General features: G+C 72.5%; 16 protein-coding genes. 3 read left to right on the forward strand and 13 right to left on the reverse strand.

Annotated features, from left to right (window positions below):
* Window positions 1-136: 136 nt before the first annotated feature.
* The gene (locus tag ACT1U9_RS09940) at window positions 137-478 is read right to left on the reverse strand and encodes a hypothetical protein (protein ID WP_444537982.1); all 342 of its coding nucleotides are present in this window, start codon (window positions 476-478) and stop codon (window positions 137-139) included.
* A 179-nt stretch (window positions 479-657) separates the two neighbouring features.
* Window positions 658-2,841, reverse strand: coding sequence for an ATP-dependent DNA helicase UvrD2 (locus tag ACT1U9_RS09945; RefSeq protein ID WP_444537983.1), 2,184 nt, complete (start codon window positions 2,839-2,841; stop codon window positions 658-660).
* A gap of 151 nt (window positions 2,842-2,992) precedes the next feature.
* Here ACT1U9_RS09945 and ACT1U9_RS09950 point away from each other — a divergent pair, with 151 nt between their 5' ends.
* The gene (locus ACT1U9_RS09950; protein WP_361430620.1) at window positions 2,993-3,235 is read left to right on the forward strand and encodes a mycoredoxin; all 243 of its coding nucleotides are present in this window, start codon (window positions 2,993-2,995) and stop codon (window positions 3,233-3,235) included.
* 108 nt (window positions 3,236-3,343) lie between these two features.
* On the opposite strand, the gene nudC is transcribed toward ACT1U9_RS09950, so the two are convergent.
* From nudC to ACT1U9_RS09980, 6 genes are all read right to left on the reverse strand, one after another.
* Window positions 3,344-4,327 carry an NAD(+) diphosphatase gene (nudC, locus tag ACT1U9_RS09955; protein WP_188276014.1) on the reverse strand — a complete coding sequence of 328 codons (984 nt, stop codon included), beginning with the start codon at window positions 4,325-4,327 and terminating at the stop codon, window positions 3,344-3,346.
* A gap of 97 nt (window positions 4,328-4,424) precedes the next feature.
* On the reverse strand, window positions 4,425-5,843 hold the full coding sequence (locus tag ACT1U9_RS09960) for a dipeptidase (protein WP_444537984.1): 1,419 nt from the start codon (window positions 5,841-5,843) through the stop codon (window positions 4,425-4,427).
* Window positions 5,844-5,853: 10 nt separating this feature from the next.
* Window positions 5,854-9,564, reverse strand: a complete 3,711-nt coding sequence (locus ACT1U9_RS09965) for a UvrD-helicase domain-containing protein (protein ID WP_444537985.1) — start codon at window positions 9,562-9,564, stop codon at window positions 5,854-5,856.
* Between the two features lie 54 nt (window positions 9,565-9,618).
* Window positions 9,619-10,506 (reverse strand): hypothetical protein, encoded by an 888-nt coding sequence (locus ACT1U9_RS09970; RefSeq protein WP_444537986.1) that lies wholly within the window; start codon window positions 10,504-10,506, stop codon window positions 9,619-9,621.
* Between the two features lie 84 nt (window positions 10,507-10,590).
* Window positions 10,591-13,974: an ATP-dependent helicase gene (locus tag ACT1U9_RS09975; protein ID WP_444539057.1), complete on the reverse strand. Its 3,384-nt coding sequence runs from the start codon at window positions 13,972-13,974 to the stop codon at window positions 10,591-10,593.
* A gap of 227 nt (window positions 13,975-14,201) precedes the next feature.
* Window positions 14,202-14,645, reverse strand: coding sequence for an MGMT family protein (locus ACT1U9_RS09980; RefSeq protein ID WP_444537987.1), 444 nt, complete (start codon window positions 14,643-14,645; stop codon window positions 14,202-14,204).
* Window positions 14,646-14,893: 248 nt separating this feature from the next.
* Between ACT1U9_RS09980 and ACT1U9_RS09985 the strand changes: the two genes are divergently transcribed.
* Entirely contained in the window at window positions 14,894-17,767 is a 2,874-nt protein-coding gene (locus tag ACT1U9_RS09985) for a lysylphosphatidylglycerol synthase transmembrane domain-containing protein (protein ID WP_444537988.1), read from the forward strand.
* Window positions 17,768-17,867: 100 nt separating this feature from the next.
* Entirely contained in the window at window positions 17,868-19,433 is a 1,566-nt protein-coding gene (locus ACT1U9_RS09990; protein ID WP_444537989.1) for an alpha/beta hydrolase, read from the forward strand.
* 21 nt (window positions 19,434-19,454) lie between these two features.
* Here ACT1U9_RS09990 and ACT1U9_RS09995 read toward each other — a convergent pair whose 3' ends face one another.
* The 5 genes from ACT1U9_RS09995 to ACT1U9_RS10015 form a co-directional block, all read right to left on the reverse strand.
* On the reverse strand, window positions 19,455-19,928 hold the full coding sequence (locus ACT1U9_RS09995; protein WP_444537990.1) for a hypothetical protein: 474 nt from the start codon (window positions 19,926-19,928) through the stop codon (window positions 19,455-19,457).
* A gap of 133 nt (window positions 19,929-20,061) precedes the next feature.
* Window positions 20,062-21,240: an adenylyltransferase/sulfurtransferase MoeZ gene (gene moeZ / locus ACT1U9_RS10000; protein ID WP_444537991.1), complete on the reverse strand. Its 1,179-nt coding sequence runs from the start codon at window positions 21,238-21,240 to the stop codon at window positions 20,062-20,064.
* A 63-nt stretch (window positions 21,241-21,303) separates the two neighbouring features.
* The gene (locus ACT1U9_RS10005; protein WP_444537992.1) at window positions 21,304-22,053 is read right to left on the reverse strand and encodes a spherulation-specific family 4 protein; all 750 of its coding nucleotides are present in this window, start codon (window positions 22,051-22,053) and stop codon (window positions 21,304-21,306) included.
* Window positions 22,041-23,012, reverse strand: coding sequence for an NAD-dependent epimerase/dehydratase family protein (locus tag ACT1U9_RS10010; RefSeq protein ID WP_361430607.1), 972 nt, complete (start codon window positions 23,010-23,012; stop codon window positions 22,041-22,043). The genes ACT1U9_RS10005 and ACT1U9_RS10010 overlap by 13 nt, the downstream gene beginning before the upstream one ends.
* Window positions 23,013-23,113: 101 nt before the next feature.
* Window positions 23,114-24,556: a hypothetical protein gene (locus ACT1U9_RS10015; protein WP_444537993.1), complete on the reverse strand. Its 1,443-nt coding sequence runs from the start codon at window positions 24,554-24,556 to the stop codon at window positions 23,114-23,116.
* Window positions 24,557-24,729 lie beyond the last annotated feature (173 nt).

Below are 24,729 nucleotides of genomic sequence, written 5' to 3' on the forward strand. Positions count from 1 at the left end.
TCGGTCCGGCCGGTCGGCCGGGTTTCGGCTGGTACCGAGACCCCTTCGCGCTGTCGTCCCTGTTCGGGGACAAACAGAAGGGCCGCGGATCCCTGGTGGGGTTCCGCGGCCCTGAAGGCGCCTGCCTGATCCTGGATCAGGCTGGATCACTCCAGGGTTCGAGCCCACGGAAGGCCCACATCGTGTGGTGCTGCGTCGTCTTCTTCTCGGCTCCGGCACCGGCCGCTGCGAAGGCATAGGCCTGGGCCCGCTCCTTCGCCACTACTGCTTCCGGTGCCTGGGTCGGTCGCTCATTGCCGTTACGCACGGGGAGCTTCGCCAGGGAGGACGGAATGACGACCGAGAGGCCGAGCAGACCGGAGACGCCGGTGGACAGACCGGTGCCCTGGAACGAAGAGCCGAGCGGGCAGGTGACGACGACCGAGCGATCGGTCATTTTGGCGGTGCTGAAGCTGGTGAAGTTCATGAAGCTGGTCACTGGTCTCGCCTCCTCTCGGCGTCTCGGGGAGCTCGGCCCGGGGGCCTTGATCCCATGCGTATTCGGATAAGTACAGCAAGTAGAACACGGCCGCAGGGCCTCTGAGAAGCCGCTGTTTCCGTGGTTAAGAACCTATGGGGATTCCTGGGGCGGGCGCAAACTATTTTTTCGACGAGTTTTCAGGAACCTTCATCGTCGTCTCCCACAAGCTCCTGACCTGCACAGATGGCCAGGACGTCGGTGCCGAACCGGTCCAGCTTGCGGGCGCCGACCCCGGAGATCACCGCGAGCTCCCCGCCGGTGGACGGCACGGCCTCGGCGATCGCCATCAGCGTCTTGTCGGTGAACACGCAGTAGGGCGGCTGCCCCAGCGCGCTCGCCTGGCCGGCCCGCCAGTCGCGCAGCCGCTCGTACAGGCCCTCGTCCATGTCCGAGGGGCAGTCCTCGCAGCGCATCAGCTTCATCTCGCCGGCTTCGGTGAGCGTCTTTCCGCACACCCGGCACAGGACCGGGCCGCGTCGGGTCCGCTTGCGGGCGGGGCCGCGCTCGATGCCGGCCGTCCCGCCGCCGGCCGTCGACCGGGCGCCGAGCGCTGCGGAGCCCGGCCGCAGGCCGTTCAGGAAGCGGCTGGGGCGTCGCGAGGGGCGGCCGCCCGGGGCCCGCGAGAGGGACCAGGACAGGGTGAGGTGCACCCGGGCGCGGGTGACGCCGACGTACAGCAGGCGCCGCTCCTCCTCGACCTGCTCGTCGGTCTTCGCGTAAGTGATCGGCATCATGCCTTCGGTGAGGCCGACCAGGAAGACCGCGTCCCACTCCAGGCCCTTGGCGGCGTGCAGTGAGGCGAGGGTGACGCCCTCGACGGTCGGCGCGTGCTGGGCGGCGGCGCGTTCGTCGAGCTCGGCGACCAGGTCGGAGAGGGTCGCGCCGGTCTTGGCACGCGCGAAGTCCTCCGCCAGCCGGACCAGCGCCGCCAGCGATTCCCAGCGGTCGCGCACCGCGCCCGAACCAGCCGGCGGGTGGGAGGTCCAGCCCTTGGTGCCGAGGACGGCGCGCACCTGGGACGGCAGGTCGACGGCGTCGTCGAGCAGCGAGTCGTTGCCGCCTGCTCGGGCGGCGCCGCGCAGGGCCACGCCCGCCTCGCGCACTTCCGGCCGTTCGAAGAACCGCTCGGCGCCGCGCAGCTGGTAGGGCACGCCCGCGTCGGCCAGGGCCTGCTCGTAGATCTCCGACTGGGCGTTGATCCGGTAGAGCACGGCGATCTCGCCGGCCGAGATCCCGGAGGCGATGAGGTCGCGGATGCGCCGGGCCGTGCCCTCGGCCTCGGCGGGCTCGTCCACGTACTCCGTGTAGAGCGGCTCGGGGCCCGGCTCGCGCTGGGAGACGAGCTCCAGGCGGTGTTCGGCGGCGCGGCCGCGCGCCTGGCCGAGCAGGCCGTTGGCGAGGTGGACGACCTGGGGTGTCGACCGGTAGTCCCGGACGAGCTTGATGACCGTCGCGTTGGGGTGGCGGGTGCGGAAGTTCAGCAGGTGGTCGGGGGTGGCGCCGGTGAACGAGTAGATCGTCTGGCTGGCGTCGCCGACGACGCAGAGGCTGTCGCGGTCGCCGAGCCACAGCTCCAGGAGGCGCTGCTGGAGGGGGCTGACGTCCTGGTACTCGTCGACCACGAAGTGCTGGTACTGGCTGCGGATCTGTTCGGCGATGTCGTGCCGGTCCTGGAGCACGCCGACTGTGAGGAGCAGCACATCCTCGAAGTCGATCACTCCCCGGTCGCGCTTGAGCTCTTCGTACGTCGCGTAGATCTGGGAGATCTCGGCGGGGTCGCGCGGGGCGTCGCGCAGGGACTTGGCGACCGCGGCCGGGTAGTCGGCGGGGACGGTCTGGGTGACCTTGGCCCATTCGATCTCGCTGGTGACATCGCGCAGTTCGTTGCGGTCGAGCCGGACGCGGCAGCGGGCGCCCGCCTCGGCGACCAGCTGGACCTTCCGCTCGACGAGCCGGGGCAGCTCGCCGCCGACCGCCTTGGGCCAGAAGTACTGGAGCTGGCGCAGGGCGGCGGAGTGGAAGGTGCGGGCCTGGACGCCGCCCGCGCCGAGCTGGCGGAGCCGGCCGCGCATCTCGCCTGCGGCGCGGTTGGTGAAGGTGACGGCCAGCACACTGCCGGGGTGCAGTATTCCGGCCCGCACTCCGTACGCGATCCGGTGGGTGATCGCGCGCGTTTTGCCCGTGCCGGCTCCTGCCAGCACGCACACCGGTCCGTGCAGGGCCGTCGCGACCTCGCGCTGCTCGGGGTCGAGCCCGTCGAGCACCGCGTCCGCCGAGTCGGGGACCTGTGGGAAGAGGGAGGAGTGCGTTGCTGCTGTCACCCGACCATGCTGCCAGGTCGGTGGAGGCGGACGGGACGCGTTGTCCACAGGGGGTGAGATTCATCGTACTAATGCGGGAATGGCGCCCCGGTCGCGTACGTTCAATCCCTTGACGTTCACCCATCCAGCCGAACATGAGGAGTGCGAGAGCATGCCGGGCACTGTGACGATGTACAGCACCACGTGGTGCGGCTACTGCCGCCGGCTGAAGAGCCAGATGGACCGCGAGGGCATCGCGTACAACGAGATCAACATCGAGCAGGACCCGGACTCGGCGGCCTTCGTCGAGAAGGCGAACGGCGGCAACCAGACGGTTCCGACCGTGCTCTTCGCCGACGGCTCGACCCTCACGAACCCGTCGCTCGCCCAGGTCAAGCAGAAGATCGGCGTCTGATCCGCACTGCTTTTGCCGTTACGCGTCTGCCTTGACCCGGTCAACGCGCGCGTACGAAGGCCCCCACCGCACCGGTGGGGGCCTTTTGCGTACGGACTGTTCCGGTCCTCAGTGCGTGGGCTTCGGCAGGGGCTTGCCGTACCAGAGCTCGATGAGGCGGGCCGCGATCGAGATGCCGAACGGGGGCAGCACCTCGCCGGACTCGAAGGCGGCGCGCAGGTCCTCGCGGGAGAACCAACGGGCCTCGTGGATCTCCTCGCCGTCCACGTTGATCTCGGACGACGTGGCGTGCGCCATGAAGCCGAGCATCAGGCTGGACGGGAACGGCCAGGGCTGACTGGCGACGTACTCGACCTCGCCGACGGTGACGCCCGCCTCCTCGAAGACCTCGCGGCGCACCGACTGCTCGATGGACTCGCCGGGCTCGACGAAACCCGCGAGCGTCGAGAAGCGGCCCTCCGGCCAGTGCACCTGGCGGCCGAGCAGCGCGCGGTCCTCCTCGTCCGTGACCAGCATGATCACGGCCGGGTCGGTACGCGGGTAGTGCTCGGCGCCGCACGCCTGGCAGCGCCGGATGTGGCCGGCGGCCGCGATGACCGTGCGCTCGCCGCAACGCGAGCAGAAACGGTGCAGCCGTTGCCAGTTCTCCAGGGCGACGGCGTGGACCATCAGGCCCGCGTCGCGGGGCGAGAGCAGCAGCCCCGCCTCGCGCAGCCCGGCGGCGCGCGCGGACTGGTCCATGCGGCCCGGCAGGGAGTCCTTCTGCAGCGCGAAGTAGCTGACGCCGTCGTCGTCGGTGCCCAGGAAGTAGCGGTGGGTCTCGGTGACCGGGGCCTCGAAGGCCGGGGTCATCACGAGTTCTGTCCGGCCGTCGGCGGTGTCGTCGATCAGTACCTGCCCGCCGGAGACCACGAAGACCCTGGTCGACGGGTGGCTCCAGGCCGCCGCCAGCCAGGCCTCGTCCAGGCGGTGGTGCGCCGCGCGGTCGATGTCGCTGGGCTCGGTGAGGCTGATGGGCGTGGTGAGCCCGATCGGCCGGTCCGCGGTGGCGTCACTGCTGGTGGTGCTGGTGGTGCTCACAGGTGCTTCCAACTCCCCCGGGTGGATGGGTTCAGCGGTGTTCGTTCAGCGGTGGTGCTTCGGTGCGGGCCGTGGACCGCGCGGCCACAAGGTCTTGAGACCTTGTGGTTCACGTGCGTACGGCCGCGAGGTCGCCCCACAGGTGGGCCGTGGTCTCGACGCCCTTGAGCAGGAGGTCGATCTCGACCTTCTCGTTGGGCGCGTGCCAGCCGTCGGACGGCACGGAGATCCCCAGGAAGAGCACCGGCGCGCCGAGTACGTCCTGGAGGTCGGCGGCGGGTCCCGAGCCGCCCTCGCGCGTGAAGCGGATCTTCTGCCCGAAGGCGCGGCCCATGGCCCGTACGACCGACTGCAGGGCCGGGTGGTCCAGCGGCGTCAGGCACGGGCGCGTGCCCGCGCTGAAGGCGATCTCGTGCCGGATGCCGTCCGGCACCTGGGTCGCGGCCCACTCCGTGACCAGCTTCTCGATGCGGTCCGGGTCCTGCCCTGCGACGAGGCGGAAGGACAGCTTCACCATCGCCGACGACGGGATGATCGTCTTGCCGCCGGGGCCCTGGTAGCCGCCGCCGATGCCGTTGACCTCGGCGGTCGGCCGGGCCCAGACGCGTTCGAGCGTGGAGTACCCGGCTTCGCCGTGGGGTGCGCGCGACTTGGCGGTCCGCAGCCACTCGTCCTCGTCGAAGGGCAGCTCGGCCACGAGCTCCCGCTCGGCGTCCGTCAGTTCGGCGATGCCGTCGTAGAAGCCGGGCACGGTGACGCGCGCGTCGGCGTCGTGCAGCGCCGCGACCAGACAGGCGGCGGCGGTGGCCGGGTTGGGCACGGCGCCGCCGAAGGAGCCGGAGTGGATGTCCTGGTCCGGCCCGTACAGCCGGATCTCGCACTCGGCGAGGCCGCGCATACCCGTACACACCGTAGGTGTGTTCTGCGACCACATGCCGGTGTCGGAGACGATCACGGCGTCGGCGGCGAGCCGGTCCGCGTGCGCCTCCACGAGGGCGCGGAAGTGCGGCGAACCGGACTCCTCCTCGCCCTCGATGAGCAGCTTCAGGTTGACGGCGGGAGCGGTGCGGCCGGTGGCGGCCAGATGCGCGCGGACGCCCAGGGTGTGGAAGAACACCTGGCCCTTGTCGTCCGCCGCGCCACGCCCGTACAGCCGCCCGTCACGCAGCTCCGGCTCGAACGGCTCGGTGTGCCAGCCGTCCTCGCGCGCGGCGGGCTGCACGTCGTGGTGGCCGTAGACGAGCACGGTGGGGGCCTCGGGGTCGCCGGAGGGCCACTCGGCGTAGACGGCCGGGGCGCCGGGGGTTTCGAGGACCTCGGTGACCGGGAAGCCGGTCTCCTTGAGCTTGGCGGCGAGCCAGTCGGCGCTGCGCCGTACGTCGGCGTCGTGTTCGGGCTGGGCCGACACGGACGGGATCCGCAGCCACTCGGCGAGGTCGTCGAGGAAGGCGGCGCGGTGCTGCTCGATGTACGCGCGTACGGTCGCGTCGACTGCGGTCTGGACGGCGCTGTCCGGGGTCTCGCTCATGCCATTGAGCCTATCCGGCCGCTGGTGGTGGCATGTCCGCCGGTGCCCCGGCCCGGCCCTGCGGGGACGCGAGGACGGCCGCCTCGCGCGCGTGGCCGCCTTCCGTGCCGCCCTCGCGCGCGTGCTTGCCCTCGCCCAGCAGGATCCGTTCCAGCTCGGCGCGGCCGGGCAGGCGCGCCGGACGCACGGTCTCCCCGGTACGTACGTAGAGGAAGGCGGCCGTGACGGATTCGAGCGGGACGCCGTGCTGCTCGGCCCAGGCGAGGCGGTAGACGGCGAGCTGGAGGGGGTCGCCGGTGGCGCCGCGGCCGGTCTTCCAGTCGACGATCTCGTACGTGCCCGGCGCCTCGCCCGCGTACACCGCGTCGATACGGCCGCGGATCACCCGGCCCGCGAGCGTGAGCTGGACCGGCGCTTCGGTGCGGAGCGGGGTGCGTCGCGCGTACGGGGAGCGCTCGAAGGCCTCCTTGAGGGCGGCCAGATCGCGCTCGTCAGCGATGTCTGCGTCGGTGTCGTCGCCGCCGGGGAGCTCGTCGGGGCCGAGCATGGGCAGCGGCAGCTCCTCGAACCGGGACTCCACCCAGGCGTGGAACCGGGTGCCCCGGCGGGCCGCGGGCTGCGGCGGCTTCGGCATCGGGCGGGCCAGCTCCTGGGCGAAGCCGTCGGGGTCGGCGGCGAGCTGCAGCAGCTCGGAGGCGGTGAGCGAGGACGGCACCGGAACGTCACGGGTGCCGGCGCGGGAGCGGCGGAGCTCGGTGGTGAGCGCCTCCAGGTCGCGGTCCCAGGAGGCGATGGCGCGGCGCTCCTCGGGGGTGAGCGCGTACGCGGGGTCGGCGTCGGCGCGGCTGTGCTGCACGGGCACGTCGGAGTGCGGGCGGGCCTGCGGGGGGGCCGTGTGAGGTGCCTGGTCGTGCGTGGGCGGCTGCGGCGGGGCCGGGCGCTGGGTCGGGAGTCCGTCCCAGTCGTCCGCCAGGGCGGACAGGTCGTCGAGGTCGCCCGTGCCGTCGTCCGGCGGGAAGTCGAAGTCGCCGAGGTCGTCCGGCGGGAAGGGATCGCCTTCGTAGCCGCCGTCCTCGAAGGCGCCGTCCTCGAAGGCAGCCCCTTCGTGGCCGTCGCCCTCGTAAACCCCGTCTTCGTAGGTGTCGTCCTCGTGCGCGAACTCCCGCTCCTCGCGCGCGTAGTGCGAGCCCGCGGTGGTCGCTCCCTCCGCGTCCAGATACGCCAGGACCGTCTCGGCCGCGGCACGCCTGCGTGCCTGGGACGTGGGGTCGAGCGGGAGCGGCCACGCGTGCGTGGTGGCCGACTCGCCCAGGGCGGGGTTCTCGGCGTCCTCGGCCGGTTCGTCGGCCCAGACCTCGATCTCGCCGTGGCCAGCCTCGCAGTGGGCGTACAGGGCGTGCAGGAACTCGGACGGGCCGCGCTTCTTCTTCTGGCTGGGGCCCCACCAGTGGCCCGAGCCGAGGAGCAGCGAGCGCGGGCGCGTGAACGTGACGTAGCCCAGCCGCAGTTCCTCCGTGTGCTGGTGCTCCTTCAGCTCCTCCTTGAACGCCTTGAGGCCCTTGGCGTCCCACTCCGGAGTGCCCGGCAGCGTCGGGGCGTCGCCGCGCAGGGCGTGCGGAAGGACCTTGGCCTGGGCGGTCCAGGCGTCGCGCGGCTGAGTGGACGGGAAGGTTCCGGTGACCAGGCCCGGGACGGCGACCACGTCCCACTCAAGTCCTTTGGACTTGTGGGCGGTGAGCACCTTCACCGTGTTCTCGCCACCGGGCAGGGCGTTGTCCAGGCCCTTCTCGTACTGGGCGGCGGTGCGCAGGAAGCCGAGGAAGGCGAGGAGCGAGGCTTCGCCGTCGAGGGCGGCGAACCCGGCCGCTATGTCCAGGAAGTTGGCGAGGGTCTCGCGGCGGCGGGCCGCCAGCGCGTGCGGCGAGGCGGAGAGCTCGACCTCCAGGCCGGTCACGGTGAGGACCCGGTGGAGTACGTCCATGAGCGGATCGGCGAGCGAGCGGCGCAGATCGCGCAGATCGGCGGCGAGCCGGGCGAAGCGGACGCGCGCGTCGGCGGAGAACGGCAGCCCGTCGTCCTCGCCGTCGGCCGCCTCCAGGAACGTGTCGAGGGCGTCCGCGAGGGAGATCACCTCGGCGGGGTCGACGCCTTCGACGGCGTCCGCGAGCCGCTGGTCCGGGTCGTCGGACCCGGCCCTGTCCCGGCTGACCAGTCGGCGGGCGCGGCGGCCGAGCAGGGCCAGGTCGCGGGGGCCGATGCGCCAGCGGGGGCCGGTCAGGACGCGGACGAGCGAGGCGTTGGCACCGGGGTCCTGGAGGACCTCGCAGACGGCCACCAGGTCGGCGACCTCGGGGAGGTGGAGCAGCCCGGAGAGGCCGACGACCTCGACGGGGATGTCGCGCGCGACGAGCGCGCCCTGGATCTGCGGGAAGTCGCCCGCCGTCCGGCACAGGACGGCGATCTCGCCGGGCTCCTTGCCGGTGCGTACGAGATGCGCGAGGGAGTCCGCGAGCCAGTCGATCTCCTCCTGGTGGGTGTCGAGCAGGGCGATGCGCACGGTGCCGTCGCGCTCGGCGCCGGGCGCCGGGCGCAGCGCCTCGACGCCCTCGTGCATCGCGCGCAGGGGCGCGGCCAGCGAGTTGGCGAGGTCCAGGAGGCGGCCGCCGCTGCGGCGGTTCTCACTGAGCGAGTGGCGGGTGGCGGGGCGGCCGTCCGCGTACGCGAAGTGGCGCGGGAAGTCGTCGAGGTTGGCCACGGAGGCGCCGCGCCAGCCGTAGATGGCCTGGCAGGGGTCGCCGACGGCCGTCACGGCGTGTCCGGTGCCCTCGCCGAACAGGGCGGCGAGCAGACGGCGCTGGGCGACCGAGGTGTCCTGGTACTCGTCGAGCAGCACGACGCGGAACTCGTCGCGCAGGATCGCGCCGACTTCGGGGCGGGTCAGGGCCAGCTCGGCGGAGAGAGCGATCTGGTCACCGAAGTCGAGGAGGTCACGGCTTTTCTTGGCATCCCGGTAACGGACGGTGAGGTCGAGGAGTTCCCGCCTTCCCTCGGCCGCCTCGGGCACCTTGCGCAGATCGGCGTTGCTGAGCTTCGCGCCCTCCAGCGCGCGCAGCAGCTCGCGGTCGTGCGCGCGCAGCGCCTCCGGTCGTACGAGGTGCTCGGCGAGCTCCGCGTCCAGCGCCAGCAGATCGCTGACCAGGGAGGCGAAGGACTTGGTCAGCGCGGGGTAGGGGCCGGGGGCCTCGCGCAGCACGCGCGCGGCGAGCTGGTGGCGGGTGGCGTCGGCGAGCAGCCGCGAGGTGGGTTCGAGCCCTATGCGCAGGCCGTGGTCGGCGAGGAGCTGCCCCGCGAAGGCGTGGTACGTGGAGATGCGGGGCTCGCCCGGCGGGTTGTCCGGGTCGATCACGTCCGGGTCGGTGATGCCCGCGCGGACCAGGGCCGTACGCACGCGTTCGGCGAGCTCGCCCGCGGCCTTGTTGGTGAAGGTGAGCCCGAGGACCTGCTCGGGGGCGACCTGCCCGGTGCCGACCAGCCAGACCACCCGGGCCGCCATCACGGTGGTCTTCCCGGACCCGGCGCCGGCCACGACGACCTGCGGGGCGGGCGGGGCGGTGATGCACGCCGTCTGCTCCGGGGTGAACGGGATGCCGAGGAGCTCTTTGAGCTCTTCGGGGTCGGTGAGGATGGGCACCCCAGAGAGGCTAACGGGGACCACTGACAACCGTGGTCCCCGTCATGATCGTCAGGGCCCGCAGCGGTGGGCTCCTCGGCGTCGTCAGGCCTTCAGGTCGCCGGTTCCGCCCGATCCCGAGCCGCCGCCCGGCTTCATGCCCATCTTCTGCAGGTCGAGGACCTGGTCGGAGGGCGGCGGCGTGATGGTGACGGGCTTGTCGTAATCAGCGAAGGTGATGGTGCCCGGGTCCTTGCCGCTTCGGTCGTCGACCTTGAGCAGATATGCGGGCCCCTGCTTGGCGACGTACATCGTGAGGGTGCGGCCGTCGGTCTTCGTCTTGGTGAGGGTGACGGCGGGCACACCGCCGACGACGGTGTCGGCGCCCTTGGTCATCCCCGTACGCTCGCCCGGGTTGTCGTCCATCGACTGGACGAGGCCGGTGACCTCGCACATCTTGGCCAGGCCGCCGTCCGGGGAGGTGCTGCGGCCCGTGCCCTTGGACTTGACCGCGTCGGCGGGCAGCTTCATCCAGCGGCCCTTGAGGATCTCGACCATCGCGTCGGCCTGCCGCGCGGGCGTGTGGTCCTGCTTGGCGATCGCCCGGTAGAAGTTCTCGTCGCCCTTCATGTAGACGGACTTGGCGTCGGACTTCAGCAGTTCGGCCGTGCCGCCCTTCATGGCGATCTTGCCGGTGCAGTCGCCCTGGCGGTTGAGCGTGAGGTCGATCCTCATGCGCTCGCCCTTCGACAGTCCCTCGCCCGTCACCTTGAAGGAGGTCGCCGCCTTCGTGGTGGCGACCGCCTTGTCGGCGATCGCGTCGGCGGTCATCGCGGCGAACGTGTCGGCGGGCGTCGCGGACGCCGTCGGCTTCTTGGCGTCGGAAACGTCCTTGGCCTTGCCGTCACCGTCCTTGCCGCCGCAGCCCGCGAGACCGGTGACAGCGGTCGTACAGACCACCGCGGCGACCAGGAACTTCCGATTGACCCGCATGCACGTCTCCTCACGACTGATGAACCGGAGACATCATGCGACTGGCGTGCCCCCGTCAATACAGCGGCCCCCAGTCCTCAAACGTCACTCCAGCACCTGTCGCCCCTCCGGCTGCGCCGAGCACGACGTACGGAAGGTGCAGGTTGTGCAGTGCTGGCCCGGGTTCGGGGTGAAGTGTTCGTCCAGGACGCGGCCCGCCGCGGTGGCCAGGAGGTCGCCGACCCACTCCCCCGCCAGCGGCTCCTGGGCCTGGACCTTCGGGTACGCCTCGCCGCCCTCCTTCTTGGGCGCGGCCTGGCGCAGATGGACCAGTTCGGCGCCACCGGGGGCCGGGCGACCGCCCGCGAACGCCTCGTCGACCGCGCCCTCGGCAACCGCCAGCTGATAGACCGCCAGCTGCGGATGCGCGGCCACTTCGTTGGCGGTGGGCGCCTGCTTGCCGGTCTTGAAGTCGACTACGTAGGCGCGGCCCGCCTCGTCCTGCTCGACCCGGTCCATCGAGCCACGGATGCGGACCTCGTACTCGCCCGCCTCCAGCGTCACGTCGAAGTCGTGCTCGGTCGCGACGGGCGTGCGGCCGGTGCGGTCCAGGGTGTGCCAGCGCAGGAACCTCTCCAGCGCCACGCGCGCGTTGTTCTTCTCCTGGAGCGACTTCCAGGGCGCGTCGAAGGCGAGCGCGTCCCACACCGAGTCGAGCCGTTCCATCAGTACGGCGAGGTCCGCGGGTGTACGCCCGGAGGCGACCTCGTCCGCGAGCACATGCACGACGTTGCCGAAGCCCTGCGCGGCGGTGGCGGGCGCGTCCGCCTTCACCTCGCGCCCCAAGAACCATTGCAGAGCACAGGTGTTGGCGAGCTGATCGAGCGCGCTGCCGGAGAGCACGACCGGGTGATTGCGGTCGCGCAGGGGAACCTCGGAACGCGTCGGCTCGTTCAACCCCCACCAGCGGTACGGGTGGGCCGCGGGCACCAGCGGCTGACCCTCGTCGTCGGCCAGGGCGGCGAGGCGGGCGAGGCGGCGGGCGGCGGCGTCCCGCAGCTCGGGCGAGGCGTCGGGGTCGACGGTGGTGGCGCGCAGCTCCGCCACCAGGGCGGCGACGGCGAGGGGGCGGCGGGGACGGCCGGTGACGTCCTTGGGCTCCTCGCCGAGCTCGGCGAGAAAACGGGAGGGCTGGTCGCCGTCGTCGGCCGTGGCCTTGACGGCGGTCACGACGACACGGTCGCGCGCGCGGGTGGCGGCGACGTAGAAGAGGCGGCGCTCCTCGGCCAGGAGGGCGCCCGGGGTGAGCGGTTCGGCGAGTCCGTCGCGGCCGATGCGGTCGGCCTCCAGGAGCGAGCCGCGGCGGCGCAGGTCGGGCCAGAGCCCTTCCTGGACGCCCGCGACGACGACCAGGCTCCACTCCAGGCCCTTGGAGCGGTGGGCGGTCATCAGGCGTACGGCGTCGGGGCGCGCCGCACGCCGGGTGAGGGTGTCGGCGGCGATGTCCTGCGCGTCGACCTCCTCCAGGAAGTTGAGCGCGCCCCGGCCGCCGGTGCGCTCCTCGGCGCGCGCGGCGGTGTCGAACAGCGCGCACACCGCGTCGAGATCGCGGTCGGCGTTGCGGCCCGCGGGGCCGCCGCGCAGGGCCGCGCGCTCAAGCCGCTGGGGCCACGGGGTGCCGCTCCACAGCTCCCACAGGGCCTCGGCGGCCGTGCCGCCGCCCTCCAGGAGCTCACGGGCCTTGCGGAGCAGTGCGCTCAGGCGCTGGGCGCCGCGGGCGTAGGCGGGGTCGTGGGCGACGAGCCGCTCGGGCTCGGCGAGCACACGCGCGAGGAGGACGTCGGAGGGCGGCGGCACCCGGTTGCCCGCCGCCCGCTCCTCGTCGCGCAGGGCCCGGCCCAGGCGGCGGATGTCGGCGCTGTCCATGCCGCCGAGGGGGGAGGTGAGCAGGTCGAGGGCGGTTTCGGGGTCAAGCCGGGTGGGCGCGGCGACGTCGTCCGGACCAGGGGCGTCGGCCTGTGACGTGCTGTCGTCCGGGCCGGGAGCCCCGGCCTGCGGCTCGCTCTCCAAGCCGGCCGCGGACACGGATTCGACGGAAGCCGGTCCCTCCACTGCCTGCGGCGGCGAGGACAGCGCCGCCGCAGCCACCGCCCGCAGGGCGGACAGCAGGGGCGTCACCGCGGGCTCATGGCGCAGCGGAACGTCCGTGCCGTCCACCTCGACCGGGACGCCCGCCGAGGTCAGGGCGCGGCGCAGGGCGGGCAGGGCGCGGGTGCCCGCTCGGGTGAGGACCGCGATCTCGTGCCAGGGGACGCCCTCCTCCAGGTGGGCGCGGCGGACGATGTCGGCGATGTTCTCCAGCTCGGCGGAGGCAGTCGGGTAGGTGTACGCCTCGACCCGGCCCCCCGCGCGTACCGCCGTCAGCTCGCGGTGGGCCCGTACCTTCTCGGCGGGCAGCCGCGGCATCGGCATCCGCCGGGTCAGCAGCCGGGTCGCGGTGAGCAGCCCGGCGCCCGAGCGGCGCGACGTCGTCAGGACCTCGACCGGCGCCGGAGCGCCGTCGACGCGCCGAAACGTGTCCGGAAAGTCAAGGATCCCGTTGACGTCGGCGCCCCGGAACGCGTAGATCGACTGGTCCGGGTCGCCGAAGGCGACCAGCGTGCGGCCATCGCCCGCCAGGGCCCGCAGCAGGCGGACCTGAGCCGGGTCGGTGTCCTGGTACTCGTCCACGAACACGGCGTCGTACGCATCGGCAAGCCAGGCGCCGTGCGGTGCGGAGGAGGAGACGTGGGACGACGTGCCGAAGCGGCCGCCGCGCTCGGCGAGCAGGACGGCCCGGTGGACCAGTTCCGCGTAGTCCAATACGCCCTGAAGGTCGAGGACGTCGAGATATTCGGCCAAGAAGCCCGCCGCCGCACGCCAGTCGGGGCGGCCGGTGCGGCGGGCGAAGGCGGCCAGCGAGTCCGGGTCCAGGCCCAGTTCGCGGCTGCGGGCGAGCACCGCGCGCACCTCGTCGGCGAAGCCGCGCGTGGTCAGGCAGGCGCGCAGTTCGTCCGGCCAGCGGACGTGGTCGAGGCCCGCCTTCTCCAGGCCGAGGTGGCCGGCCAGCAGGTCGCGGACGGCGACGTCCTGTTCGGGGCCGGACAGCAGGCGCAGCGGTTCGGCGAAGAGGTCGGCGTCCTGGTGGGCGCGGACCAGGGCGTAGCAGTACGAGTGGAAGGTCGTGGCCTGCGGTCCGCGCGTACCGCCGAGGCGCAGCGCCATCCGGTCGCGCAGCTCGACCGCCGCCTTGCGGCTGAAGGTGAGGACGAGGATCCGCTCGGGGTCTGCACCGGCGGCCACGCGCGCGGCGACCGCCTCGACGAGTGTGGTGGTCTTGCCGGTGCCGGGTCCGGCAAGGACGAGCAGCGGCCCGTGAGCATGGTCAACCACCGCCCGCTGGCGTGCGTCCAGCAAAGGGGGATCCACGGGGCTCGGCGGGGTACGCACCAGTCGGTACGCGCCGGCGGACCGCCGTCGTACCTGCGGGTACGTCGTACGCCCGGTGGAAGGGGAGGAGCTCACGTGGATCGCCGGTCCTGGTGGGTGTGCTGGTGGTGACGGTGGGGAAGATGCCCGTGCCGACCCTCGACGGTACGCCGAAGCGGAGCCGTCGTGCGGCGAGTCATCCGTACGGGCCTGTGGCCGCCCCCGCCGGCGCCCGATGGTCGAAGCTGTCAGATATGAGCCGCCCCGCCGCCGACCTCGCGCTCTGCGCCCGCCGCCAGGGCTATGTCCTCATGCCCGGCGCCGTCCCGGCTCCCCGCTTCGTCCGCTCCGCCGCCGTCCCAGCGCGCGCGACGCATGTCCAGGCGCGGCAGATGCCCCTCGGCGGACCGGCTCGCCTCGCGCAGCGGGGTGGACTCCTCCCGGTAGTGCCCGAGCGCGCGCAGCTCGTGGCCCGGGAGCAGCGCGCCGTCCGCGCGCACCACACGCCACCACGGCACACCGCCGCCGTAGAGCGCCATGACGCGGCCGACCTGGCGGGGCCCGCCCTCGCCGAGCCATTCGGCGACGTCCCCGTACGTCATCACCCGGCCCGGCGGGATCCGCTCGGCGACGTCCAGGACCCGTTCGGCATACTCCGGGAGTTCCGGCAGCTCATCGCTCACCCTGTTCATCCTGCCGTACGCCACCGACAGTGGAGCCGGGAGCAGGCTCCCGCACACCGCGCGCACTATGGCTGTAGGGCGTGTACCGCACCGCGTACGCCCCCTCGACGCACCCTGATGCCCCCCTGGGGGGCCTGGTCATGCCACCATCATCCGGGCGGTGACCGGTGATACGAGAGCACGAAGACCGGACGGAAGACCAGACCGGCGAGACAGCGGACCACGAGACAGCGGACCAGACGGCGAAGGAGCGGGGCGTGCAGCCACCCGAAGCGGCGGCCAGCAGCACCCCGGAGGCGGGGGCGCGCCCGGACGTACCCGCGTCCGGCGCCACGTCCGTGCCCGCGCCGGGCCCCACCGGGACGCCCGCGTCCGGTGCGACGGCTCCCCGGCATCCGGCGGGCGCCACGGCCGCCTCGGCGGGTGCGAAGAAGGGCGCCGGCCTCGACGGCTGTGAGGCCACCGCCTCCATCGACCGCGTCTCCGTGGACGAGCCGCTGCTCCCCGCGCGCGTGCACCGCCCCTCCGACCTGGTGCGGCTGATCAGCGGCATCCTCGCCATCGCGATCGTCCTCACCATCGCCGCGATCGCCCACCACACCACGTCCGGCCTGGAGCAGGACATCAGCAAGGGCTCGGACCAGGCACCGGACGTGCTGATCCGGCTGGCCGGGCTGGTGTCCTCGATCGCGGTGCTGATCCTGCCGGTCGCGTTCGCCATCGAGCGATTGATCAAACGCGACGGGCTGCGCATCGCGGACGGTGTGCTGGCGGCGGTCCTGGCCCACGGGGTCGCCCTCGCGACCGACCTGTGGGTGGCCAAATCGGCGCCCGAGTCGATCACCGACGCGCTCACCCAGCCGTCCGGCACGGGCGGGCTCACCGACCCCGTGCACGGCTATCTCGCGCCGGTCATCGCCTATATGACGGCCGTCGGCATGGCCCGCAGACCACGCTGGCGCGTCGCCCTGTGGGCGGTTCTGCTGCTCAATTCGTTCGCCGTCCTCGTCGGCGGCCAGACGACCCCGTTCTCGATCCTGGTCACGGTCCTGATCGGCTGGACCGTCGCGTACGGAACGCTGTACGCGGTCGGGTCGCCGAACGTCCGGCCCACCGGCCAGACCCTGCTCGCCGGGCTGCGCAACGTCGGCTTCCGGCCGCTCACCGCGATGCGCGCGGAGGACGTCCCGGACTCCATGGAGCAGGGCGACCGGGGCCGCCGCTACTTCGTCACGCTGGAGGACGCGCCACCGCTCGACGTCACCGTCGTCGACCGCGAACAGCAGGCGCAGGGCTTCTTCTACCGCGTGTGGCGCCGGCTCACGCTGCGGTCCATCAGCACCCGCCGTTCCATCCAGTCGCTGCGCCAGGCCCTGGAGCAGGAGGCGCTGCTCGCGTACGCGGCGATCGCCGCCGGGGCCAACGCGCCCAAGCTCATCGCCACCTCCGAACTCGGCCCGGACGCCGTGATGCTCGTGTACGAGCACACCGGCGGCCGCTCCCTGGACTCGCTCGGCGACGAGGAGATCACCGACGAGCTGATGCGCAGTGCCTGGCGCCAGGTGCGGGCGCTCAAATCGCGGCGCATCGCACACCGCAGGCTCGCGGGGGACGCGATTCTGGTGGATCGTTCCGGCACCGTGATCCTGACGGATCTGCGCGGTGGCGAGATCGCGGCCGGCGATGTGGTGCTGCGGATGGACATCGCCCAGCTGCTGGTCACCCTGGGGCTGCGGGTCGGCGCCGAGCGGGCGGTGGCCGCAGCGGTGGACGTGCTCGGCCCGGACACCGTCGCCGACAGCCTCCCGCTGCTCCAGCCGATCGCGCTGAGCCGCTCCACCCGCGCGACGCTGCGCAAGCTGGCGCGCGAGCAGGCGCAGCGCGAGCGCGAGGCCGTCATCGAGGCGTCCCTCGCGGCCAAGGAGGCCCGCGTCGCCGAGGCCGCCGCGGCCCGGCAGCGCGACACCGAGGCGGCGAACGGCATAGAGGCGAGTGTCACGGGCGCGACGGCCGTCGGCGCGGACGACGAGCGAAAGGCGGGACGGGCCGAGAGCAAGGCCGTGCGCGCCGAGAAGAAGGCCGAGAAGGAGGCCATCGACGAGGCGCTGGAGAACGCGCGCGAGGACGATCTGCTCACCCAGATCCGCCGTCAGGTGCTGCTGATCCGCCCGCAGGCGCCGGTGGAGCCGGTGCGGCTCGAACGCATCAAGGTGAAGACGCTGCTGACGTTCGTCGCCGGTGCCATCGCCGCGTACTACCTGCTGGTGCAGATCACCCACATCCAGTTCGGCGACCTCGTCGCGAACGCGCAGTGGGGCTGGGTGGCGGCCGCCGTGCTCTTCTCGGCGCTCTCCTATCCGGCGGCGGCGGCGAGCCTGCTGGGCTTCGTGCCCGAGAAGGTGCCGTTCGGGCGGGCCGTGATCGCCCAGGTCGCGGGGTCGTTCGTGAAGCTCGTCGCCCCCGCCGCCGTCGGCGGTGTCGCGCTCAATACGCGGTTCCTCCAGCGCGCGGGGGTGCGGCCGGGGCTCGCCGTGGCCAGTGTGGGCGCCTCCCAGCTGTTCGGGCTGGCCTCGCACATCTCGCTGCTGCTCGTCTTCGGCTACGTGACGGGCACCGAGAAGACGCCCGACCTGTCGCCCTCCCGGACGGTCATCGCGGGTCTGCTGACGGCGGCCGTACTGATCCTGGTGGTGACCGCCATCCCCTTCCTGCGGAAGTTCGTGGTCACCCGGGTCCGCTCGCTCTTCGCCGGTGTCGTGCCGCGCATGCTCGATGTGCTCCAGCGTCCGCAGAAGCTGCTCACCGGCATCGGCGGGATACTGCTGATCACCGGCACCTTCGTGATGTGCCTCGACGCGTCGATCCGCGCCTTCGGCTCCGGCGACAACACCCTCAGCTACGCGAGCGTGGCGGTGGTCTTCCTGACCGCCAACGCGCTGGGGTCGGCCGCGCCCACGCCGGGCGGTGTCGGCGCGGTGGAGCTGGCCCTGTCCACGGCGCTGACCTTCGCGGGTCTGCCGGCCGAGACGGCGGCCTCGGCCGTGCTGCTCTACCGGCTGCTCACGTTCTGGCTGCCGGTGCTCCCGGGGTGGCTGTGCTTCAACTACCTGACGCGCAGGGGCGAGCTCTGAGCTGACGCGCGGGCGTACGTGACCCTCGCGTGCGCCATCCGGCCACCCGCATGGCCTGCGGATGCGCGCGGGTCCCGGCCGGCGGGCCCACGATGGAGAGATGGAGAACTCCGCCGCTCTGCGTGCCGCCTCTCTCGCCACCGCCACCGCCGTCGCCCTGCTGGCCGCCACCGGCTGCTCCAGCGGCGGGACCAAGGAGTCGTCCCCGGCCAAGCCGTCGAAGCTCGCCTCCCAGAAGCTGAGCTGGAAGAAGTGCGCAGCGCCCTCCCAGGCGGAGGGCAGCGGGGACGCGCCTTCGCCGCCGCCCGGCGGGGGCGAGTGGAAGTGCGCCACCATGCGCGTGCCGCTCGACTACGACAAGCCCTCCGCCGGGACGATCGAGCTCGCCCTCATCCGGGCCGAGGCCACCCAGAAGGACAAGCGCATCGGGTCGCTGATCTTCAACTTCGGCGGTCCCGGCGGCTCCGGGGTGACCACCCTGCCCGCCGCCGCGAACGACTACGAAAAGCTCAGGACCCGCTATGACCTGGTGAGCTTCGACCCGCGCGGCGTCGGCTCCAGCGCGCCCGTCCAGTGCGAGAGCGACAGTCAGCTCGACCGCTACTTCGCCCAGGACTCCACACCCGACGACGCGGCCGAGGAGAAGAGCCTCGTCGACAACACGAAGGCGTTCGCCGCGACCTGCCAGACCAACTCGGGGCGGGTCCTGCCCCATGTCGGCACCACCAGCGCCGCGCGCGACATGGACCTGATGCGCCAGGTCCTGGGCGACAAGAAGCTGTACTACTTCGGCATCTCCTACGGGACCGAACTGGGCGGCGTGTACGCCCACTTGTTCCCCGAGAACGTCGGCCGGGCCGTGTTCGACGCCGTCGTCGACCCCACCAGCACCGCCGAGCAGGGCGCGCTCGGCCAGGCCAAGGGCTTCCAGCTCGCCCTCGACAACTTCGCCCAGGACTGCGTGAACCGGGGCGACAAGTGCCGGTTGAAGGGGGCCACCGTGAAGGAGGTCGAGGCGGGCATCGTCAAGCTCCTCGCCGACCTCGACAAGCAGCCCATCCCGGGCAGCGGCCCGCGACTGCTCACCCAGACCGAGGCGACCAACGGCATCGCGCAGTCCCTCTACTCCAAGGAGTACTGGCAGCTCCTGGAGCAGGGCGTGGACGACGCGGAGGGCGGGGACGGCGCCCTCCTGCTCGCCCTGTCGGACGCGATGAACGGCCGGGCCAAGGACGGCACGTACAGCAACATCCAGGCCGCCAACACGGCCGTCAACTGTGCTGATTTCAAGGATCGTTACTCACTGGACCAAACGAAGGCCAAGCTGCCGGAGTTCCGCAAGGCGTCGGAAGTTTTCGGTGACTTCCTCGGCTGGGGTCTCATGGGCTGCGCCTCCTGGCCGGTGCCGGGCCAGTGGAGCACGCCGGACGTGAGCGCACCGGGCGCGGCGCCGATCGTCGTCATCGGCAACACGGGCGATCCGGCGACGCCGTACGCGGGCGCGCAGCACATGGTCGAGAAGCTAGGCCCGGGCGTCGGCGTGGAGTTGACGTACAAGGGGCAGGGCCACGGCTCGTACAACAGCAAGAACACCTGCGTGCAGAACGCGGTGAACACCTATCTGCTGGACGGCAAGGCCCCGGCGGCCGGGACCGTCTGCTCCTAGCGGGGCGTTCGGCAAGCCGTGTCAGGCCTGGGCGCGCTTCAGGGTGCGCAGGATCAGCCACTGGTCGCCCCAGGCCATCGCGGTGCCGAGGACGGCCATCACGATGCCCACCGTGAGGCTGCCGCTCGCCGCGCCCATCGCAAGTCCCGCCAGGCTCAGGCCGAAGCGGACCGCGAAGCGGAGGACGAGCAGGCCGAGAGCGAGGAGGCGGGTGCGCTTGTTCTTCCAGAGCGCCTTCATGTAGCGCATCCGGGCCCGCAGCACGGTGAGCGTGAGAACGATGTTCAAGGCGGCGACGACCGGGATCAGCCAGTAGATCACCGGGTAGGCACGGGCGATGTCGAAGACCCCGGCGAAGCAGCCGACCAGCGGGAAGTACCAGGTGGGCAGGCCCTTGATCTCCGGCTGCGCCGTGATCCCCGCCTGCGCCCCGGTCTCCGCCTGCGCCTCGGTTCCGACCGTGCGGACCTGGTTCTCGATTGCCACCGTGCTCATCACAGTGCCCCCTTCGCGTGCGCTCTCTCGCTGACAAGAGAAAGCTTCGCTCAGGGGGCACTGTGCCCGGCAGAGAGAACCGTCCCGGGTCCCGCAGGACAAATGTCCTGGTCGCCGGGGAAGGCCAACAGGCCTAGTAGACGGGCTTGTCCGGCTCGATCTGGTGGACCCAGCCGATGACGCCGCCGCCCACGTGGACCGCGTCCGCGAAGCCCGCGGACTTCAGTACGGCGAGGACCTCGGCCGAGCGGACACCGGTCTTGCAGTGGAGCACGATCCGCTTGTCCTGCGGGAGGTCCTGGAGGGCGTTGCCCATCAGGAACTCGTTCTTCGGGATCAGCTTGGCGCCCGGGATCGAGACGATCTCGTACTCGTTCGGCTCGCGGACGTCGATGATCTCGATCTTCTCGTCGGCGTCGATCCACTCCTTGAGCTGCTTGGGAGTGATCGTCGAGCCGAGCGCCGCCTCCTGGGCCTCCTCGGACACGACGCCGCAGAAGGCCTCGTAGTCGATGAGCTCGGTGACGGTCGGGTTGTCGCCGCAGACCGCGCAGTTCGGGTCCTTGCGGACCTTGACCTGGCGGTACTGCATCTCCAGGGCGTCGTAGATCATCAGGCGGCCGACCAGCGCGTCGCCGACGCCCGTGAGGACCTTGATCGCCTCGGTGACCTGGATGGAGCCGATGGACGCGCAGAGCACGCCCAGGACGCCGCCCTCGGCGCAGGAGGGGACCATGCCCGGCGGCGGGGGCTCCGGGTAGAGGCAGCGGTAGCAGGGGCCGTGCTCGGACCAGAAGACCGAGGCCTGGCCGTCGAAGCGGTAGATCGAGCCCCACACGTACGGCTTGTTGAGCAGCACGCACGCGTCGTTGACGAGGTACCGGGTGGCGAAGTTGTCCGTGCCGTCGACGATCAGGTCGTACTGACCGAAGATGTCCATCACGTTCTCGGCTTCGAGCCGCTCTTCGTGCAGGACCACGTTGACGTACGGGTTGATGCCGAGCACCGAGTCCTTGGCGGACTCCGCCTTGGAGCGGCCGATGTCGGCCTGGCTGTGGATGATCTGGCGCTGCAGGTTCGACTCGTCGACCTCGTCGAACTCCACGATGCCGAGCGTGCCGACACCGGCGGCGGCCAGGTACATCAGGGCCGGCGAACCGAGGCCGCCGGCGCCCACGCAGAGCACCTTGGCGTTCTTCAGCCGCTTCTGGCCGTCCATCCCGACATCCGGGATGATCAGGTGGCGCGAGTACCTGCGGACCTCGTCTACGGTGAGCTCGGCAGCCGGCTCTACCAAGGGTGGCAGCGACACGGAAACTCCGTCGGTCGGTATGTCAGTACGGTTGTTCTCCCCGTAACACTGCCACGCTGCTTCTCATTCCGAGATACCCGGTCCGATCCGCGAGACGATTTCGTCCCAGTAGCCGGGCAGTGTCTCGAATGGGTCGATCTGTCCCCCTCGGTCGCCGCGGTCGGTGAAGTAGATCGTTCCCGCGCCCTGCCAGCGGGCGATGCGCAGGGCCTCTTCGAGGTGGGTGCGGGGCACCCCGTGGACGAAGTGGCAGAAGCTCTCCGGCGGGTAGTCGGCGGTCCACTCGGCCACCTGGGACCACCGGTACTCGCTCCACGGCCCGGTGAAGGTGACCAGCTGGTCGGCGCTCTCCACGTAACCGGGATACGGGTGGGTGCCCTGGCCGAGGACCAGGTGGGCGCCGTCGCACAGGGCCCGCAGGGCCGACACCGTGCGCCGCACCTCGGGCAGCGCGTCCCGGTCCGTGGGACAGCGGTCCAGCAGGAAGCCGTCGACGCGGTACCAGTCGAGGAAGCGGTGGGCGTCGGAGATCTGCTCGCCGAAGGAGCGGGTGCCGTACGCGGTGTCGAGGTGACCGAGCACCCGCACGCCCGCGTTGCGTAGTTTTCCGGCGGCTTCCAGGCAGTGCGGGTCGGCGCGGGTGCCGGGGCCGTCGGCGACGTTCAGGACGGCCCAGTGCAGCGGGGTGCCGGGGCGGGTCAGCTCGGCCCACTCGACCGGTGCGACCAGCGGGTGGGCGCAGCCGGGGACGCCGAAGCCGAGCCTGCCCGAGGTCGCCGCGCACAGGGCGCCGGTGGTGGTCAGATGCGGCACGCCGCCTCCATCCAGATGTCCGCCAGGGACTCCTCCAGGTTGATCCGCGGCCGCCAGCCGAGCCGGTCACGCGCGGTGCGGACGTCCGCCTGCTGCCAGCTGCCGCAGCCGTCGGGGTACGGGGCCGGGGAGGCGGCCAGGTGCTCGAGGACCGCGTCGGCGGACGGGCGGGGGGCGCCGATGACGCCCGGCCGCAGCCCGGGCGGGCCGTCCAGCTCGTGCAGCGCGCCGCCGTATCCGGCGACCCTGGCCAGTACGGCGGCCGCGTCGCGCAGCTTCACCGAGCGGCCGGTGCCGATGTTGACGACGCCCTGGGCGGCGGAGAGCGAGGCGGCGTGCACCGCGCGCGCGACATCGCGTACGTCGACGAAGTCGCGCTGCACCCCGAGGCCGCCCAGCTTGAGCTCGCCGTCGCCGGACTGCATGGCGCGGCGCATCGCCTCCGCGAGCCGCCCGAGCGGGGATCCGGCGGGGGTGCCCGGGCCGACCGGCGAGAAGACCCGCAGCACGATGGCGTCCAGGCCGGAGCCGAGGACGAGCTCGGTGCCGGCGAGCTTGCTCACGCCGTACGGGCCGCCGGGGCGCGGCACGGCGTCCTCGGCGGTGGACGAGCCGGGCTGCGAGGGGCCGTACTCGGAGGCGCAGCCCAGCTGGACGAGCCGGGCGCCGCAGCCGCTGCGGCGCAGAGCCTCGCAGACGGTGGCGACGGCGACGGTGTTGTGCCGGGTCAGTTCGCGGGCGCCGCCCCGGGTGGCTCCGGCGCAGTTGATGACGACCCCGGGGTGGACGGCGTCCAGGAAGCGGGTGAGGGCTCCCGGGCTGCCGGAGGCGAGGTCGAACCGTACGTCGGCGTCGTCGCCGCGCCCGAGCGCGGTGAGCTGGACGGCCGGGTCGGCGAGCAGGCGGTCGGCGACGAAACGGCCCAGATATCCGTTGGCACCGAGCAGTAGCACCCTCATCGCGCGGCCTTTCCGTGCGGGCGGCAGGAGGCCGGGGGCAGGGCGGTCATGTGTCTCTTTCTCCTTCGGGCATCAGTGCGCGTCAATGCGTGTAGTGCGGGTCAGAGGGTCGGTGGGCGTTCCGAGTGGGCCGACGCGCGGGCGAGGACCGCGGTGGCCCGGACGAGCAGGGCGAGGGCCGCGACGGCGCAGAGCGCCGCCGGAACGGTTGCGGCGCCGCCCGCCGCGACGGCGGCGGAGACCGGCCGGGCGAGGAAACCGCAGCCCGGCAGGCGCCCGGCGAGCACGAGGCCGAGGGCGGCCGCCTCCGCGCACGCGGCCGCCCGCAGCCCGGCGACGGCCGTGGAGGCGAAGCCGTGCAGGGCGAGCAGCCGGGCCAGGAAGAGCAAGGCGCCGGGTGCGGCGGCGGACGCGAACGAGCCGTGCCCGTACGCGAGTTGGGCGATCAGCAGGACGGAGGTGAGGGCGGCCAGGAAGAGGGCGGCCGCGCCGAGCAGCAGCGGGCGGGCGCGTCCGGCGAACTCCTGGAGGCCGCGGCTGGTGGCGAGGGAGCGGCGGGCCCGTACGGCGAATAGGCGGGCGCACCAGGTGGCGGGCGCGACGGCCAGCGTCAGGCCGACGGCGGCCGCCGGGTCGGTGGCCCAGCCCTGCCCGGGCGCGCCGGACGGGCCGCCGGCGAGCAGCGCGTTGAGGAGTCCGTCGCCGACGACGGCGTACGCGACGAGCCAGAGCGCCCACGGGAGCCCGGCACCGCGCCCGGCACGCAGCGCACCGCGCCGCACGGAGTACACGAGGGCGGCGCCGACCGCGGCGGTCCCGGCGGCCACTACGGAGAGGCGCACATGGCCGACGGTGAGGCGGGCGGCCGTCACGGACAGGGCGCACAGCGCGCCGGGCAGCAGTGAGCGCAGCACCCGGAGGGTCCGCCCGGCGCTCTGGGGCGCGAACTCCACGTCGCCGCCCGGCGGTTCGGTGCCGCGCGGCACGCGCGCGTAGAGCTCCTCGGCGAGCGAGAACACGTCCCGGTGCCGGAAGCGGGCGGCGGTCCGGTCGGTCATCCCGTGCGCCTCCAGACCGGCCGCGATCTCCAACGGGTCGACGGCCCGCTCGCAGAGTTCGCGGTGGCGGTGCATGAGGGCCTTGACGGGGTCGGCGGGGCCGCGCCGGGTGCGGGGCTTCGCGGGCGACGCGGGGCGCTCGGGCTCGGCCGGTGTAGCTGGTCCGGGTGTCTCGGCCGGTGCCGATGACTTGGCCGGATCACGTGACTCCGCCGGTTCGATGGGCGGTGCTGCCGGGGCCTCATCGGTCGACTCTTCCGCAGACTCCACTTCCGTCGTCCGCCAGGGCGAACCCGCCGCCGGGAGAAGGGAGTCGGAGACGCGTGCCGGGGTGCGGGGCCGACGGGGGCCGGTGCTGCGCTTCGGGGGCGGGTCGGTGAGCAGGGCCTCCGAGCGGATGTCCCAGGCACCGGCGCTCTCCGGGGCGCGCGGGATGTCGCTGTCGGCGGGGCCGTCCGCCGGGCGGGTCGTGGGGGGAATGGTCATCGAGTCGCCTCCTCGGCGCGGGCGGAGCCGGAGCGGCCGATGTCGGACGAGAGCGAGGAGAGGGGCGGCGGGGAGAGTGGCGGACGGACGTCCGCGTGGCCGGGGTCGGGGTCGGTCGGACCCGCGATGTTCGGGGCCGAGTCTCCGGGTGTGGGGCGGGAGAGGCCAGAGTC

The sequence above is a fragment of the Streptomyces sp. BR1 genome, assembly GCF_052373795.1.
Lineage (GTDB): Bacteria > Actinomycetota > Actinomycetes > Streptomycetales > Streptomycetaceae > Streptomyces.